Genomic DNA, 15,509 nt, shown 5'->3' with positions numbered 1-15,509 from the left:
GTGGTGCGGGGCCCCCGGTCCCTGGGATGTCACCACGGTGAACTCTCGGGGAACTGCCACCGGGAGAGGCCCCGGACGGTAGTTGGGGCGGGGGACGGATGCCTAGCATGAACGGCGTCCGACCTCCCCCGACTGCCGTCCGAGCGGAGCCCCGTTGTGCCCAGCCGTCGTACCGGCTCCGACTCCCGTACCGACCCAGGTGTCGGCACCGGCCCGGTCCGTAGCACCGGCTCCGACTCCGTGGACACCCCTGCGGTCCACCGCCGAATATGGGCGGCGGTCGCCGTCCTGGCCACCGTCACCGCGGTCACCCTCGGTGCCTTCCTCGCCGCCGACACCCCGGCGGCAGGACGCGCGGCGAACTCATCGGGATCCGCGACCCCCGACGGTCTGCGGCACACCTCCGTCGAGGTCTCGCTCGGCGCGTGCGGCCACGGCTGGACCCGGCCCCGCCCCGGCACCCAGATCTTCGACCTGCGCAACACCTCCACCGGCCCGGCCGAGGTCGACCTCGTCGACCCCCGGACCGGAGCCGTCCACGCCGAGGTCGAGGGACTGGCCCCCGGCACGGCCCGCGAGATGCGGGTGACACTCGGCGGTGGCTCGTACGCGTTCCGGTGTCTGCCCGACGACGCGGACGCCGTCACCGGACCGACCGTACGCATCCCGGGCAACGCCCGCGGCGGCCCGCACGTGGTGCCGGTGACCGAACACGACCTGATCCCGCCGACGCTGACGTACCAGAAGTGGATCGGCGAGCGGACCATCGAACTCGCCCGGAAGACGGACGTGCTCAAGAAGGCCGTCGACAGCGGTGACCTGGCCGCGGCCCGGAAGGCCTGGCTGCCCGCGCATCTCGTGTACGAGCGGATGGGCGCGGCCTACGGCACCTTCGGTGACGCGGACGCCGCCGTCAACGGCACCGACGCGGGACTGCCCGAGGGCCCGCACGACCCGGACTTCCAGGGCTTCCACCGCGTCGAGTACGGCCTGTGGCACGGTGAGTCGGCCGCCTCGCTGCGCGGCCCTACCGACCGGCTCGCGCACGCCGTCCACGCCCTGCGCGACAGCTGGCCGCAACAGCGGATGGACCCGGCGGACCTGGGACTGCGCGCCCACGAGGTACTGGAGAACACGATCCGGTTCGAACTGACCGGGCGCACCGACTTCGGCAGCGGCAGCAACCTGGCGACCGTCCGCGCCAACCTGGACGGCACCCGCGAACTCCTCTCCGTACTGCGCCCGTTGCTCACCACCCGCGATCCGGATCTGGCCCGGACGGACGCCTGGCTGGACCGTACGGAGCGCACAGTGGAAGGCTTCGGGCACGACGGTCGCTGGACACCCTTGGACCGGCTGGCGACCGCGGACCGTGAACGGCTCAACGGCGATGTCAGCGAGGCGACGGAACTGCTGTCGTCGGTCGCGGCCATCTGTGACCTGCGGAGGACGGCATGACCGAGGGCAGCACGAGCGGGACGGGCACGACCGGGGACGGTACGAGCGTGACCGACGGCGGTACGCACAGCGAGGTGCGCCGGCGCGGCTTCCTGCGGAGCGCGGCGCTGGGCGTGGGTTCGGTGGTGGCCGGAGCCGGACTGGTCGGCGCGGACCGGCCCCGGGCCGACCCGCAGGTGTCCGCCGAACTGAACGCCGAACAGAGCCCCGCACGTACGGAGTTCCACGGCGCCCACCAGGCGGGCATCCTCCAGCCCCCGCAGCGCGCCACCGCGTTCGCCTCGTTCGACGTCACCGCCGACGGCCGCAGGGAACTCACCGAACTGTTCCGTACGCTCACCGACCGGGCCCGCTTCCTGACCACCGGCGGCACCCCGCCCCCGCTCGGCATCACCGCCCCGCCCGCCGACTCGGGGGTCCTCGGACCGCAGGTCCCGGCGGGCGGGCTGACCGTCACCGCGGGCGTCGGCGCGTCCCTCTTCGACGACCGCTTCGGGCTGAAGAGCCGCAAGCCGCTGCGGCTCACCACCATGCCCGCCTTCCCCGACGACGATCTCCAACAGGCCTCCTGCCACGGTGACGTGAGTGTCCAGCTGTGCGCCGAGAGCCCCGACGTGGTGCTGCACGCCCTGCGGGACATCGCCCGCCACACCCGTGGCGCCATGCAGGTGCGCTGGCGCATGGACGGCTTCACCAGCCCCTCCCGGCCCAGCGGCACCCCCCGTAACCACCTCGGTTTCAAGGACGGCACGGCGAACCCGGACGTCACCGACCAGGCCTCGATGGACCGTCTCGTCTGGGTGGACGGCGGCCCGGAGCCGGAGTGGGCCACCGGGGGCAGCTACCAGGTGGTGCGGCTGATCCGGATGCTCGTGGAGTTCTGGGACCGGGTCTCGCTCACCGAGCAGGAGCGGATGTTCGGCCGCAACCGCGACACCGGCGCACCCCTCGACGGGACGCACGAGTTCGACGCGCCGCGGTACGCCCAGGACCCCAAGGGCGATGTGATCCCACTGGACAGCCACATCCGGATGGCCAACCCCCGTACCCCGAAGTCCGAGCAGCAGCGGCTGCTGCGGCGCGCGTACAACTACGACCGGGGCATGGACTCCAACGGCAACCTCGACATGGGGCTGCTCTTCTGCTGCTACCAGCAGGACCTGGCCCGGCAGTTCGAGACCGTGCAGAAGCGGCTGGCGGGGGAGCCGCTGGTGGACTACATCTCGCCGTTCGGCGGCGGGTACTTCTTCGCGCTGCCGGGGGTCCGCGACCGGGCCGACTGGCTGGGCCGCGCGCTGCTCGCGTAGGCCCTCCCGGCACCTTCGACGAGCGGCGCCAACGGTCAAGAGGCGGTCAAGTTTTGGCCTGGACTTCCTGACTGCCTGTTCACCCCGGCGACACAGCCGCGCAGTCGCCAGGTCGTGGACCCGGCGGAACATCGCTCTCCGTAAGCCACACGGCAGCCACCCGGCAGCCACCGGCGACAGTCGACAGCGGAGGCACGGAGAGCATGGTCAGCACAGGGAGAACGGCGGGGCCCGGACGCCGGGCGATACGGTGGGGCGCCTTCGCCGGAGCTGCGGCGCTCACCGTCCTCGGGGGTTCGGCCCCCGCGTTCGCGCAGTCGCACGGCCACCACGGCGGCTCTTCGACGGCCACCCCGGTCAAGCACCTGGTGGTGATCTTCCAGGAGAACGTCTCCTTCGACCACTACTTCGGTACGTACCCGAAGGCGGCCAACACCGACGGCACGAAGTTCACGGCCGACAAGCACACGCCCAAGAACATCGACACCCTCAGCGCGGCCGGGCTGCTGAAGAAGAACCCGAACCAGTACGCCCCCCGGCGGCTCTCCCCGTCCCAGGCGCTGACCTGCGACCAGAACCACAACTACGCGGCCGAGCAGTACGCGGCCAACGGCGGCAAGGCCGACCAGTACGTCCAGAACACCGACTCCGGCAAGTGCTCGGGCAACCTCTTCGGCGAGCCCGGCCTGGTCATGGACTACTACGACGGCAACACGGTCACCGGGCTGTGGAACTACGCCCAGCACTACTCGCTCGGCGACAACTCGTACAGCACCACCTACGGCCCGTCCACGCCCGGCGCGCTCAACCTGATCTCCGGCCAGACGCACGGCGTGACCTCCGTCGACCCGGCCTCCGGCACGGAGCACCCGAAGCAGACCGCCACCCCCGACCCGTACACGGTCCTCTCGCCGGACGCCAAGGGCGTCGGCACGGTCGTCAACGACCCCGACCCGGCGTACGACGACTGCTCGGACGGCGACCACACCAGCAAGAACGCGCTCGCCACGATGCAGGGCAAGAACATCGGCGACCTGCTCAACAAGCAGGACGTCAGCTGGGGCTGGTTCCAGGGCGGCTTCCGTCCCAGCACCGCCTGGAGCGGCAAGCAGGGCGAGTACGCGAAGTGCGCGGGCAACACCCACACCAATGTGGGCGGCGCCGCGTCCGTCGACTACAGCCCGCACCACTCGCCGTTCCAGTACTACAAGTCGACGTCCAACCCCCACCACCTGGCCCCGAAGAACGTCAGCGAGATCGGCCACAACGGTCAGGCGAACCACAACTACGACCTGACGGACTTCGACTCCGCGCTGAAGGCGGACAAGCTGCCCGCGGTCAGCTTCCTGAAGGCCGCGGAGTTCCAGGACGGCCACGCCGCCTACTCCGACCCGATCGACGAGCAGCACTTCCTCGTCGGCCAGATCAACAAGCTCCAGCAGTCCCCGGCGTGGAAGGACACCGCGGTCGTCCTCGCCTACGACGACTCCGACGGCTGGTACGACCACGCGTACGCCAAGCCGCAGAACGGCTCGAAGGACACCGCGACCGGCTCCAACGGCAAGGCCACCGACAGCCCCGCCTGCCAGGCCGGACCGCGCTCGGCGGGCGGCTACGCCGACCGCTGCGGCCCCGGCACCCGGCAGCCGCTGATGGTCATCTCCCCGTACAGCAAGGTCAATTCGGTCGACCACACGCGCACCGAGCAGACCTCGATCACCCGGTTCATCGAGGACAACTGGCACACCGGGCGCATCGGTGACGCCTCCTTCGACGCCCGCGCGAACTCGCTGACCTCGGCCTTCGACTTCAAGCACCCGAACAATAAGCAGGTGTTGCTCAACACGGACGGCTCGGTGCGGTCGGTCGGATCCATCCCGACCCACCCGACCCACCCGGGTCACCCCTCGCACCCTGCGCACCCGCACGGCGCGGCGGCGCAGGCGGGCCTCACCGCCCGCTCCGACCTGGCTGCCGGTGACCTCGCGGACAGCAGCCCGTCCCCGGCGGTCCTGCCGGCCGGGATCGCCGCGGCGCTGGTCGCCGCGGGCGGCGTCGCCTTCGCGGTCCGCAGGCGCAGGGGCCGTACGGAGAGCTGACATCTCGGATCCGGGCACGCCCTGTCGCGCCCTGGCGCGCCCGGATACGGGTCGGCCTAGCGCGAACGCATGCCGGATCAAGGGGTGTTGACCGCAGTACGGATCAGACCGTCCCTCCCCGCAGCGTGGTTCCACCACCTGCTCACCGCACCGTTCATCGAGATCGACGGGCGGGAACGCCGGGGACGCTGGGGGGACGACCGAGATCACCGTGGCGCCGGGGCCGCACCGGATCGGCGTCTGCTTCCGCTACCGGGGACAGCGCCGCCGGGCGCGGCTCGCGGAGGCGAGCCGGGAGTTCACGGTGGACGAGTCGGCGCGCCGGGTCGAGATCGAGATCAGGCTCGGCGTGCGCAACGGCAGCGATTTCAGGATCGCCGAGCCGGTCACCCGCTGACCTGACGGAGGCCGCCGGTCACCCTTCCCGAGAAGGGCGACCGGCGGCCTCCTGACGATCCCGGGCCCGCAGAGCGGACCGGCCGGCGACTCAGCCGGCCGTCTGGCCGGACTGCTGTCCCTTGACCGCGTCGGTCAGATCCGCGGTGTCCGAGGCCGGCGGGGCCTTGACGTCCTTCGCGGGGCCGAACTCCTTGAAGTCCATCGCGACCTTCATCGCGCCGATGTTCTCCTTCATCCGGACCGGCATGTCGTGGCCGTCCACCCAGACGTCGTAGGAAATCGAGTCCACGGTCCCGGTGAACTCGCCGAGCAGCGACTTCTTGTCCTCCGGCGAGAGCGCGGCCCCGGCAGCTCCGAGGTCCTCCTTGGACACGGTGGCCCGGTAGTGGGTCGTCTCCTTGCCGAGGACGGTCTCCTTGCCCACCACCTTGGCGTCCTTGGCGTACTTCAGCGACTTGAGGCCCTGCGTCGGGTCGGCGTTGCTGGCCGCCAACGCGTCCGCGCCCTTCCCCAGAACGGCCGACATGTCGACCCGCATCCAGTGCTTGCCCTTGAGCGGGCCGCTCGCCTGCGGGGTGACGTGGTAGTAGTACGCGCCGTGCGTCATCCGCACGTTGATGGTGCTGCCGGAGGTCAGCGAGGCCATTCCGCTGGACTTCGCGTCCATCTGCACGTCGAGGGAGAGACCGTTCCCCCAGGAGTACGTCCCGACCATCTCCGTGGTGGGGGTGCCGGACCCCGAGGTTCTGACATCGACGTCGGCGGACCCGTACTTCTTCGTGCTCTCCGTCGCCCGCTGGAGCGCGGCCAGCGGTTGCGCCGCCACCTTCACGGCTCCGTCGGCCGCCTTCTTGGCGGTGTCGGCCGAACAACCGGTCATCCCCACGACCGCCGCGACCGCCGCCACGCCTATCGCGGCGCTGCTTACCTTCATGTCCCCACCCCTTGTGTTCGCTTGTGGCAAGGAAGTTTAGTTGCCGGGACCGACAGCGAGAGTGGCGAGGTGCAGCTCGAACCACACACCCTTGCCGTCCCGCCCTCCGAGACCGAGCGGCGCACCCGGCTCCGTGCTCTACGCGGGAGGTGCCGTACCCGAGTTGGACACGGTGCAACTGGACGCGGCGCACGGCAGTATCTTCGTCGATGCTGCGCCTCAGCTGCAGAAATACCGTGCTCTCTACGAGAAGATCGAAGGCGCGGCGCTCTCCGCCGCCGCGTCGCGTGACTTCATTCACCGCATCGCGCAGGACATGTGAAAGGCCCCGCAGTGCCTCAGATGACCAACTGGCAGAAGTCCTCGTTCTCCGGGACGGGGGACGACAACAACTGCGTAGAGTTGGCCGCGTCCCCCGAGGGGCTGCACCTCCGCGAGAGCGACGCCCCTCGCGCCGTACTCCGTACCGATCCCCACGGTCTGCGCGCTCTCCTGGCTGCCGTGAAGTCCGGCCACATGTGAACCGAGACCGACTTATCGCCCGGTTCGGTCCCCAAGTGGCTTCCTGGTACGACGCGTTGCCCGCCCTTGTCGCTGAGCTTGCCGTCCGGTGGGGGCTCGGCGTCGGCGAGGCCGGGGGAGGCGGTACGTCACGGGTGTACCGCTGCCTACGCGACGGTGAAACCGTATGGCTGAAGCTGACACCGGACCCCGTCATCGCCACCGACGAAGCCGAAGCGCTGCGGGCCTGGGCCGACACCCGTTCCGTCGTCGGGCTGCTCGACCAGGACCTCCGCGTCGGGGCCCTGCTCCTCGCCGGGGTCGAACCGGGAACACGGCTCATGGAGAGCGGCTGGCAACTCGCCCACGTGGCCCGGCTGCTGGTCGAGCTGCGTTCGGTCACGTGTGACCGCTCGCCCCAACTGGCGCCGCTCGCCGACCGGATCACCTTCCTGTACGACCTCGCCGACCGCCGTGGCACCGCCGACCCGGACCTGCTGAGCCGGGGACGCGCCGCCGCGCTGGAGATGGCGCGCACCGGGCCCGCCGACGGGCTGGTCCACGGCGATCTGCATCCGGGAAACGTACTGATCGGGGCAGGCGGGCGGCTCGTCGCCATCGATCCCCGGCCGGCCCTCGGCGACCCGGACTTCGACGCCGTCGACTGGGTGATCGAGGGGGTCGAGGACGAGCAGCAGCTGGAGCGGCGGATCGTCGAACTGGCCGCGCTCGTACCGGGGATGTCTGCGGCCCGCGTCCTCGGATGGTGCCGGGCGACCGCGCCGCTCATCGGGGGCGCGCCTGCGTTTCTCCTGCCGGGCAGCGGTCGCGCATCCTGCGCATGAGGGTGTTTTGGTGGGCCGGGAGGGTGGATCAGGGCCAGGGCTCATTGCGAGGTGTGTCCGTCTCGTGCCAGTTCAACCACCTTGAGAGCGGCCGTTGTAACAGCATCAGGCCGGGTGGTGTGGATGTAGTGGGCCGCATCTGGCACCACGATGTGTTCACCTCGATCGGCAGTGACTGCGATCCGGGCCTGCAATGAGGTCCATCGAGTACGCAGGCCCGTCGGCAACCCCCGGGTCGCGCTCAGGACGATCACCGGTATGTCAGGCAGGCGCGAGGCAGTACGCAGCCGTCGGACGGCAGGTATGTGCGCGCGGAGCAAGCCGTCCTCCGCTGCGCTGGTGCGCCTCTGGTGTTCGTGCGCATTGCAGGCCATCTCTGCCTCGACGAGGAGGTCCTGGACGCGTGGAACACCGATCCCGCTGTCGGCCGGCTGCGGATCCTGCTGCCGAGCAGAGCGATCGCCAAGCCTCAGAGACATCCTCAGGGCGGACAGCTGGTTGAGTACCGCTTCAGCAGTACGGATGGTCCAGGGCTGGAACTCCTCGTGCGCGGGGTCCACGAGAACCAGCCCAGCGACCAGCTCCGGGTGCTCCCAGGCCACGAGTTGGGCCAGCATGCCGCCCCAGCTGTGGCCGACCAGGACGCATGGGCCGTTCCCTGCACCGGACAAGAGGGCAGCCAGGTCTTCGACCTCGGAGTCAATGGCGACCGGCATCGCCGGGTCGCTCGCGCCGAGCCCGGCCCGGTCATAAGCGATGACCCGGGTGCGTTCGGCGAGCGCGGGCAGCACCGGCGTCCAGGACAGCGAGGGCGTGCCGCTGGCCGCGTCCAGAACGACCGTCGGTCCGCCCGTACCCGCCTCCATCCAGCGCAGCATGCGCCCTTCTTCGCGGGCTAGTTCACCACGCCTCGCTCCGCCAGGGATCAGAGCTGATACAGCCTGCGCGATGGCGTCGTTCATGAATCCCCCAACGGCGTCCAAGGATCGTGCGGCCAGTTTCGGACGCTACCGCGAAGACCTTTGACTGGCACATGCCGTCTTCTGGCGGATGCTTTAGAACCAGTGCGCAGGATTTACGTGTTTGGCCAGGCTCTTGGCGCCGTGGGCGATCCCGTCGCCGACCTTGGAAGCCTTGTCGCCGACCCAGTCGGCGGCCTTTCCGGCACCCTTTTTGATGTCGCCCCAGTGCTGGACGATCTTCGCACCGCCGTAGACGACCCCGAAGCCGACGGCGAGGCCGATGGTGACCGGGTTGGGAGCGATCATGGCAGCGGTCATCGAGGCGTTGAAGCCCACTTCGGCGACGTCGGCGACGTAACCGGCACCCTTCTCCTTGAAGGCTGTGACGGGATTGCCCTGGGCGATGACGTTTGCGGCGCTGAAGCCGGTGGCTGCGACGCTGCCTACGATGCCGACGCCTCGCAGGGCACCTGCGACCTTTCCCGCGCCTGCCAGCCCCTTGGTCAGGGAGGCGGTGCGGCTGAAGTTGAGGTCGCGAGCCTTCGAGAAGATGTTGCCCGAGACCTTCAACAGGTTGGCGTTGCCAGCGCGCGACACCGCCTGGCCGGAGTGAGTGAGGCCGCCGTACCGCGCGGCCAGGGAGTCCGAACCCACCACGAAGTTGATGGCCTTGTTGACTGTCACGCCCTTCCAGATGGGCGACTTCATGATGGAGAGGCCACGCACCGCGTTGTAGGCCTCTCCGGTCCAGTCCGCGACGAAGCCCTTCGTGCCAGGTATCTTCTGTGCCCACTGGCTGAGCTTGCTCGGGAACCAACTTCCCGGTGCGCCGAGGGAACGGACCTTCGGCGTGTATGCGACGATCTTGTTTCCGGACCACTTGAGCAGACTGTTGTTGCGGCCTGCGAGCACGGTGCCGATGCGGTTCTTCCAGGGCGCGAGTACGCCCTGCTTGAGGGAGTTGCCGACCAGGACCTTGGTCAGTGCCGTACCTTGCATGGTCACGGTCGCCGCGGTGCCGCCGACCGACTTCCAGTCGCCATACAGGTCCATGATGCTGACAATGGTTGCCGCATGCGGTGCAAGCCCGGGGATCTGCTCCAGCGCGTGGGCCTTCATGCGGCTGATCCAGTCGTTCAGCGACTCGTTGGACTTCCGCTTGAAGGCGGACGCCTCGGGATCCTCGCTGGCCGCTACGGAGTTGGCGAGCAGGATCTCGTCCGGCGTGAGCCCCTTGCCCTGATGGTCCTTGAGATACTTCTCCAATTCCTTCGGTGAGAATCCGGCCCATCGCATCCCGGCCTCCGGGTCACCGCTCTCCAGTCTGGCGATCGAAGCACGCCTGCGGAGATCCGGGCCGGTGTCCTGAGTCCAGGAGCGCAGCGGTTTGAGCGATACCAGATGGCTGGAGACGCCGAGCTGGGTTGCCCTGGTAAATGCTTCGTCCAGTTTGTCCTGTACGCCGCCCTTACCGTCGATGAGTGTGGCGAGCTGTTCCAGGTCGTCCGGATTTGCCATCCTCATGTGCGCTGTCTCCCCCTGGCCTTTCGGTTGACCGGCGTGGATCAGTCGCGCGCCGGCATGGCAACGCGCTTGGCTGAGGTCCCCGGCGTCCGGTGGAGGTGAGCCGCGCGAGCGATCAATTATCACCGACGAGCGCGAATGCGAAAGCCAGGCGGCGATCGATCCAGTCCGCGTGGATATTGATCTTCGCGCTGCCCTCGGACGTGATGACAACGTCCTCTCCGGAACGCCACTCAAGTGACCTGTATTTACTGGACTGATCACTTTCGCCTGGATTGAGAAGGTCGTCGAAGACGCCCGTGACGAACCGGCTTGCCGCCCGGCCGGCCACCTCCTTGGCGCTGCCGCTGGCCAGTTCGTTGCGTCCGACGATCTCCGGATGGCCCGGCTGATCGATCCGCCACGTGTGCTTGAAGGGGCGCTTGGGAGGCACCCGCCGCAGCGTTCCGATGACTTGGTCCTGCGCATCACGCACCACGTGGTGCTGTTCGCCCTCCACATCCTGTGGGGCGTCGAGGTAGCAGAGCAGCCGTTGCTGCTCGATGTCCTCATACAGAGTCAGACCGGGGTCGGACGGGAACGAGTGTTTCTCTGCGGTCGCCACGTAGGCGCAAGGGGCAAGCACCCGCATGTCCTTGTCGCCCTGCGGTACCCGCACGGCGCGAGGGCCGAACCCGGAACGTGTGCGCTTTGCTGTCTTGGGGCGTTCGACGGACCCGAGAACGAACTCGCATACGTCCGCCCAGGAGACCGGCTCAACCGAAGGCTCCTCGACCTTCTTGCTCCTGCCGAATGCCACCGTTAACCTCCTGGACCGAACTGACGGGTGAGACGGTTCGAGCCTAACCTTGATCTTCTGCGGCTCGTCAGTTTGCTCGTTCTTGTGGCTTCGGGTGGTGATACCCGTCGGGCGCGGAGTAGCGGGCCAGTTGGCGCCGACAGGGCTCATCGACAACGCAGTTCGCAGCGTGGCTGCCCCGTACCCTGCCCCGCTATGGACAAGCAGCGCGCTGATCAACAGCTACGGCAGATCGCCGGGACCGTGGATCTGGCCCGGACCCTCGGGGTCGATATCTGGCTTCGCGGGGGCTGGGCCATGGACTTCTTCCTGGGGGAGGTCACGCGGGACCACGGCGACATCGACTGGTTTCTCTGGGCCGACGATGCCCCGGCCCTGGCGGAGGCCCTGCAACGGCTCGGCTGGCAGCCGGTGCCGGGGCCGCCTCCCGGCCTGCAACTCGACTTCGCCAAGGACGGGCTGGAGAGCAGCTTCACGTTTCTGGACAGGGATGCGGACGGCCGTGTGGTGGTCGCGGGCGGCCTCTGGGCCGGGACGCCCTGGCCCGAGGGGATGCTCGATGCCGTGCCCGGTCGTATCGGGGAGTTGCGGTGCGCGATCGTCAGCGCGCGGGTTCAGATCGAGATCAAGCGGATGATGCCCGTCTGGGATCCCGCACGGCCGCGCCGGAGCAAGGACGCCGAGGACATCGTCCGGCTGGAGGCGGCACTCGACGCACCGGGCAAGGGATCCGGCTGAAGGCTCCTGGGCGTTGGCCGTGCGTGGTCGCCGGTGGCGCCGGGACCGTACTGACCAACCGGGGGCTCGGGTGGCGCCGGGACCGTACTCCCGCTGCGGTACGAACCCCCGCGCCGCTACTCCGCCGGTACGCCCGCCAGTTCCCCCCGGGGGGCCCGTCCCCTTGTCGGTGGTGGCGCTTAGGGTTTCAGGCATGAAGCTACGCAAACCCCGCGGCCGGGTCGTCGCCGGCGCGGCTGCCGCGCTCGCCGTCCTGGCCGGGGCCGGTACGTGGACGGCCGTCGCCACCGAAGGCCCCGCGCCCGTGCACCGCGAGGACCGGGTGATGGCGGTGGACGGGGTGCGCCTCGACACCTCGTACTTCACCGCGGGCGGCTCCGGACGGCGGCCCGCCGTGCTGCTGGGGCACGGCTTCGGGGGCAGCAAGGACGACGTGAAGGGGCAGGCGCAGCAACTGGCCCGCGACGGATACGCGGTGCTGACCTGGTCGGCGCGCGGCTTCGGGAAGTCGACCGGGCAGATCGGGCTCAACGACCCCGATCACGAGGTCAAGGACGTGTCGCGGCTGATCGACTGGCTGGCCGGGCGCCCCGAGGTCCAGCTGGACAAGGCCGGGGACCCGCGCGTCGGCGTCACCGGCGCTTCGTACGGGGGCGCCATCTCGCTGCTCGCCGCCGGGTACGACAAGCGCGTCGACGCCATCGCCCCGCAGATCACCTACTGGAACCTGGCCGACTCCCTCTTCCCCGACGGGGTGTTCAAGAAGCTCTGGGCCGGGATCTTCATCAACAGCGGCGGTGGCTGCGTCCGCTTCGAGGCGCAGCTCTGCACGATGTACGACCGGGTCGCCGAGAGCGGCAAGCCGGACGACGCGGCCCGCAAGGTGCTCGACGAGCGGAGCCCGTCGGCGGTGGGGGACCGGATCAAGGTGCCCTCGCTGCTCGTCCAGGGGCAGACCGACTCACTGTTCCCGCTGGGACAGGCCGATGCCGCCGCCCGGCGGATCGAGGCCAACGGCGCGCCCGTCGCGGTGGACTGGATCGAGGGCGGCCACGACGGCGGGAACGCCGAGACGAGCCGGATCGACGGCCGGATCACCTCCTGGTTCGACCGGTACCTCAAGGGCGACAAGGGCGCGGACACCGGGCCCGCCTTCCGGGTCACCCGGACCGGCGGGGTCGATTCGACCGACGGCGCGACCCAGTTGAAGGGCGCGAGCAGCGACACCTACCCCGGCCTGGAGCACGACGGGCACCCGCTCCCGCTGACCGGCCGCGAACAGACCGTCGAGAGCCCGGCGGGCGGCACCCCGCCCGCGATCTCCGCCGTGCCGGGCGTCGCCGCGCTCTCCCAGCTGTCCGGGCTCGGCATGGGGCTCTCCCTGGACTTCCCCGGGCAGAACGCGCACTTCGACACGGCGCCGCTGACCACCGCCCGGACGATCACCGGCTCCCCGACCGTGCGGGTCAGGGTGCGGTCGTCCACCGACGACGCGGTGCTCTTCGGGAAGGTGTACGACGTGGCGCCGGGCGGCAAGCAGCAGGTGCTGCCGCACCAGCTCGTCGCCCCGGTCCGGATCACCGGAGCGAAGGCGGGCCGCACGGTCGAGCTGACGCTGCCCGCCGTGGACCACCGGGTCGAGGCCGGACACCGGCTGCGGCTGGTGCTCGCGTCCACCGACCTCGGCTACGCCTCGCCGGCCGCCCCCGCCACGTACACCGTCTCGCTCGCCGGAACGCACAGCCTGACCGTGCCGACCGTGCCCGCCCTCAGGACAGGCACGGCCGGATTCGCCTGGTGGGTCTGGGGGCTGCCCGCAATCGGCGCGCTGATCGCGGTGGGGCTGCTCGTCTCCCGGCGCAGGACCGTTCCGGCGCCCGATCCCGAACTGGCGGACGTACCCCTGCGGATCACCGGCCTCAGCAAGAAGTACGCCAGGTCGGCCGACCGTTACGCGGTCCGCGACCTCTCCTTCGAGGTCCGGAAGGGACAGGTGCTCGGGCTGCTCGGCCCGAACGGGGCGGGCAAGACCACCACGCTGCGCATGCTCATGGGCCTCATCACGCCCGACGGCGGCGAGATCAGGGTGTTCGGCCACGCGATCCGGCCGGGCGCGCCCGTGCTGTCGCGGGTCGGCGCGTTCGTCGAGGGCGCGGGTTTCCTGCCGCACCTCTCCGGGCGGGCCAACCTCGACCTGTACTGGCAGGCCACCGGCCGCCCCGCCGAGGACTCGCACGTCGTCGAGGCCCTGGAGATCGCCGGACTCGGCGACGCCCTGGAGCGCGCGGTCCGTACGTACTCCCAGGGCATGCGGCAGCGGCTCGCCATCGCGCAGGCCATGCTGGGGATGCCCGACCTGCTGATCCTCGACGAGCCGACGAACGGCCTCGACCCGCCGCAGATCCGTGAGATGCGGGACGTGATGATCCGGTACGCGGCCGAGGGCCGGACCGTGATCGTCTCCAGCCACCTGCTGGCCGAGGTCGAGCAGTCCTGCACCCATCTCGTCGTCATGGACCGGGGGCGGCTGATACAGGCCGGGCCGGTCGCCGAGATCACCGGCAGTGGGGACACCCTGCTCGTCACCTCCGCCGAGGAGATCACCGAGGCGCTGGCCGGGAAGGTGGCCGCGCTGCCCGGTATCGGGTCCGCCGTACGGACGGACGACGGGCTGCTCGTACGGCTCGACGGGGCCACCCCGGCCGCGCTCATCGCCGAACTGGTCCGCCTGGACGTGCCGTTGACCGGTGTGGGAGCGCACCGCCGCCTGGAGGACGCGTTCCTCACCCTGATCGGAGGCACCTCCGCATGAGCACGACCGCGCTGTCGGACAACGCACCGGACAACAGTCCGGTGACCGCCGCCGGGACCGCCCCCGGCTACCGGGCCCGGCACACCCTGCCGCTGCGCATCGAAGCCCGACGGCAGTGGAAGCGCAGGCGCACGCTGGCCATGGGCGCGGTACTGACGGCTCTGCCGTTCATCCTGGTCGCCGCGTTCGCGGTCGGCGGCACCCCGAACGGCAGCGGCCGGAACGGCCCGACGCTGATGGACACCGCGACCGCCTCCGGCGCCAACTTCGCCGCGACCTGCCTCTTCGTCTCGGCGGGGTTCCTCCTGGTGGTGCCGGTCGCACTGTTCTGCGGCGACACGGTGGCCTCGGAGGCCAGCTGGTCCTCGCTGCGCTACCTGCTCGCCGCGCCCGTCCCGCGCGCCCGGCTGCTCTGGAGCAAGCTGGTGGTGGCACTGGGCTTCAGCCTGGCGGCGATGGTGGTGCTGCCGGTGGTGGCGCTCGCCGTGGGCACCGTCGCGTACGGCTGGGGGCCGTTGGAGCTGCCCACCGGGGGCGCACTCGCCGCCTCCCAGGCGGTACCGCGCCTCGCGCTGGTCGTCGCGTTCATCTTCGTCTCCCAACTGGTCACCGCCGCACTGGCGTTCTGGCTCTCCACCAGGACGGACGCGCCGCTGGGCGCGGTGGGCGGTGCGGTCGGGCTGACGATCGTGGGGAACGTACTGGACGCGGTGACGGCGCTCGGCTCGTGGCGTGACTTCCTGCCCGCGCACTGGCAGTTCGCCTGGGCTGACGCGCTGCAGCCGCAGCTCGAATGGGGCGGGATGATCAAGGGGGCGGCGGTGTCGGTGGCGTACGCACTGGTCCTGTTCGCCTTCGCGTTCCGGGGGTTCGCGCGGAAGGACATCGTGTCGTAGCGGGGAAGCGAGGGGGCCGCCGGGGCCTGCGGTGGCGCTGCCCGCAGGGTCGCTCGCCGCCGCGGCCGACCAGGCGGACGGCGTTGCCCGCGCGGCATTCGAGCTGCGCTGGAACCGCCTCCACCTGGTCAGGACGCTGCTGTCCACGGCCGCCTTCGCCCTGGCGGTCGGATCCGCCCCGGCGCGATGTCAGCCGGGGAAGACCTGGAAACCGGTAACGGGTCCTGGAGGGACG

At 70.2% G+C, this 15,509-nt stretch carries 14 protein-coding genes; 10 read left to right on the top strand and 4 right to left on the bottom strand.

The window, feature by feature from the left end:
* Positions 1 to 156 precede the first annotated feature (156 nt).
* The 4 genes from OG709_RS11660 to OG709_RS11645 all read left to right on the top strand — a co-directional run bounded on the left by OG709_RS11660 (position 157) and on the right by OG709_RS11645 (position 5,261).
* Positions 157 to 1,458 (top strand): EfeM/EfeO family lipoprotein, encoded by a 1,302-nt coding sequence (locus OG709_RS11660; RefSeq protein WP_329165939.1) that lies wholly within the window; start codon positions 157 to 159, stop codon positions 1,456 to 1,458.
* Complete coding sequence (gene efeB, locus OG709_RS11655; RefSeq protein ID WP_329165938.1) at positions 1,455 to 2,765, top strand: iron uptake transporter deferrochelatase/peroxidase subunit; 1,311 nt, start codon at positions 1,455 to 1,457, stop codon at positions 2,763 to 2,765. The genes OG709_RS11660 and efeB overlap by 4 nt, the downstream gene beginning before the upstream one ends.
* A gap of 203 nt (positions 2,766 to 2,968) precedes the next feature.
* Positions 2,969 to 4,864, top strand: coding sequence for a phospholipase C (locus OG709_RS11650; RefSeq protein ID WP_266643122.1), 1,896 nt, complete (start codon positions 2,969 to 2,971; stop codon positions 4,862 to 4,864).
* Positions 4,865 to 5,075: 211 nt separating this feature from the next.
* Complete coding sequence (locus OG709_RS11645; protein WP_250298497.1) at positions 5,076 to 5,261, top strand: hypothetical protein; 186 nt, start codon at positions 5,076 to 5,078, stop codon at positions 5,259 to 5,261.
* Between the two features lie 90 nt (positions 5,262 to 5,351).
* Here the strand turns inward: OG709_RS11645 and OG709_RS11640 are convergent, their stop codons facing one another.
* Complete coding sequence (locus OG709_RS11640) at positions 5,352 to 6,197, bottom strand: hypothetical protein (protein WP_326694877.1); 846 nt, start codon at positions 6,195 to 6,197, stop codon at positions 5,352 to 5,354.
* A 163-nt stretch (positions 6,198 to 6,360) separates the two neighbouring features.
* Between OG709_RS11640 and OG709_RS11635 the strand changes: the two genes are divergently transcribed.
* The 3 genes from OG709_RS11635 to OG709_RS11625 are packed head-to-tail and all read left to right on the top strand — an operon-like array spanning position 6,361 to position 7,543.
* Positions 6,361 to 6,519, top strand: coding sequence for a Scr1 family TA system antitoxin-like transcriptional regulator (locus OG709_RS11635; RefSeq protein ID WP_323136637.1), 159 nt, complete (start codon positions 6,361 to 6,363; stop codon positions 6,517 to 6,519).
* Between the two features lie 20 nt (positions 6,520 to 6,539).
* Positions 6,540 to 6,719, top strand: a complete 180-nt coding sequence (locus OG709_RS11630) for a DUF397 domain-containing protein (RefSeq protein WP_250298495.1) — start codon at positions 6,540 to 6,542, stop codon at positions 6,717 to 6,719.
* A 35-nt stretch (positions 6,720 to 6,754) separates the two neighbouring features.
* Positions 6,755 to 7,543, top strand: coding sequence for an aminoglycoside phosphotransferase family protein (locus OG709_RS11625; protein ID WP_329165937.1), 789 nt, complete (start codon positions 6,755 to 6,757; stop codon positions 7,541 to 7,543).
* A 41-nt stretch (positions 7,544 to 7,584) separates the two neighbouring features.
* Here OG709_RS11625 and OG709_RS11620 read toward each other — a convergent pair whose 3' ends face one another.
* The 3 genes from OG709_RS11620 to OG709_RS11610 form a co-directional block, all read right to left on the bottom strand.
* Positions 7,585 to 8,505: an alpha/beta fold hydrolase gene (locus tag OG709_RS11620; RefSeq protein ID WP_266643127.1), complete on the bottom strand. Its 921-nt coding sequence runs from the start codon at positions 8,503 to 8,505 to the stop codon at positions 7,585 to 7,587.
* 93 nt (positions 8,506 to 8,598) lie between these two features.
* A complete protein-coding gene (locus OG709_RS11615; RefSeq protein WP_266645058.1) occupies positions 8,599 to 10,029 on the bottom strand; it encodes a PE-PGRS family protein in 1,431 nt (476 codons plus the stop codon).
* 115 nt (positions 10,030 to 10,144) lie between these two features.
* Positions 10,145 to 10,828 carry a hypothetical protein gene (locus OG709_RS11610; protein ID WP_266643128.1) on the bottom strand — a complete coding sequence of 228 codons (684 nt, stop codon included), beginning with the start codon at positions 10,826 to 10,828 and terminating at the stop codon, positions 10,145 to 10,147.
* 195 nt (positions 10,829 to 11,023) lie between these two features.
* On the opposite strand from OG709_RS11610, the gene OG709_RS11605 reads away from it, so the two are divergent.
* From OG709_RS11605 to OG709_RS11595, 3 genes are all read left to right on the top strand, one after another.
* Complete coding sequence (locus OG709_RS11605; RefSeq protein WP_329165934.1) at positions 11,024 to 11,566, top strand: nucleotidyltransferase domain-containing protein; 543 nt, start codon at positions 11,024 to 11,026, stop codon at positions 11,564 to 11,566.
* Positions 11,567 to 11,759: 193 nt separating this feature from the next.
* Positions 11,760 to 14,378 (top strand): alpha/beta fold hydrolase, encoded by a 2,619-nt coding sequence (locus OG709_RS11600; RefSeq protein ID WP_326694880.1) that lies wholly within the window; start codon positions 11,760 to 11,762, stop codon positions 14,376 to 14,378.
* Positions 14,375 to 15,274 carry an ABC transporter permease gene (locus OG709_RS11595; protein WP_329165931.1) on the top strand — a complete coding sequence of 300 codons (900 nt, stop codon included), beginning with the start codon at positions 14,375 to 14,377 and terminating at the stop codon, positions 15,272 to 15,274. The genes OG709_RS11600 and OG709_RS11595 overlap by 4 nt, the downstream gene beginning before the upstream one ends.
* Positions 15,275 to 15,509: the final 235 nt, after the last annotated feature.

Source organism: Streptomyces sp. NBC_01267, from assembly GCF_036241575.1.
In the GTDB taxonomy this organism is placed as follows: Bacteria; Actinomycetota; Actinomycetes; order Streptomycetales; family Streptomycetaceae; genus Streptomyces.
The sequence above is the reverse complement of the archived record's forward strand: the minus strand, read 5'-3'. Positions and strand labels throughout refer to the sequence as shown.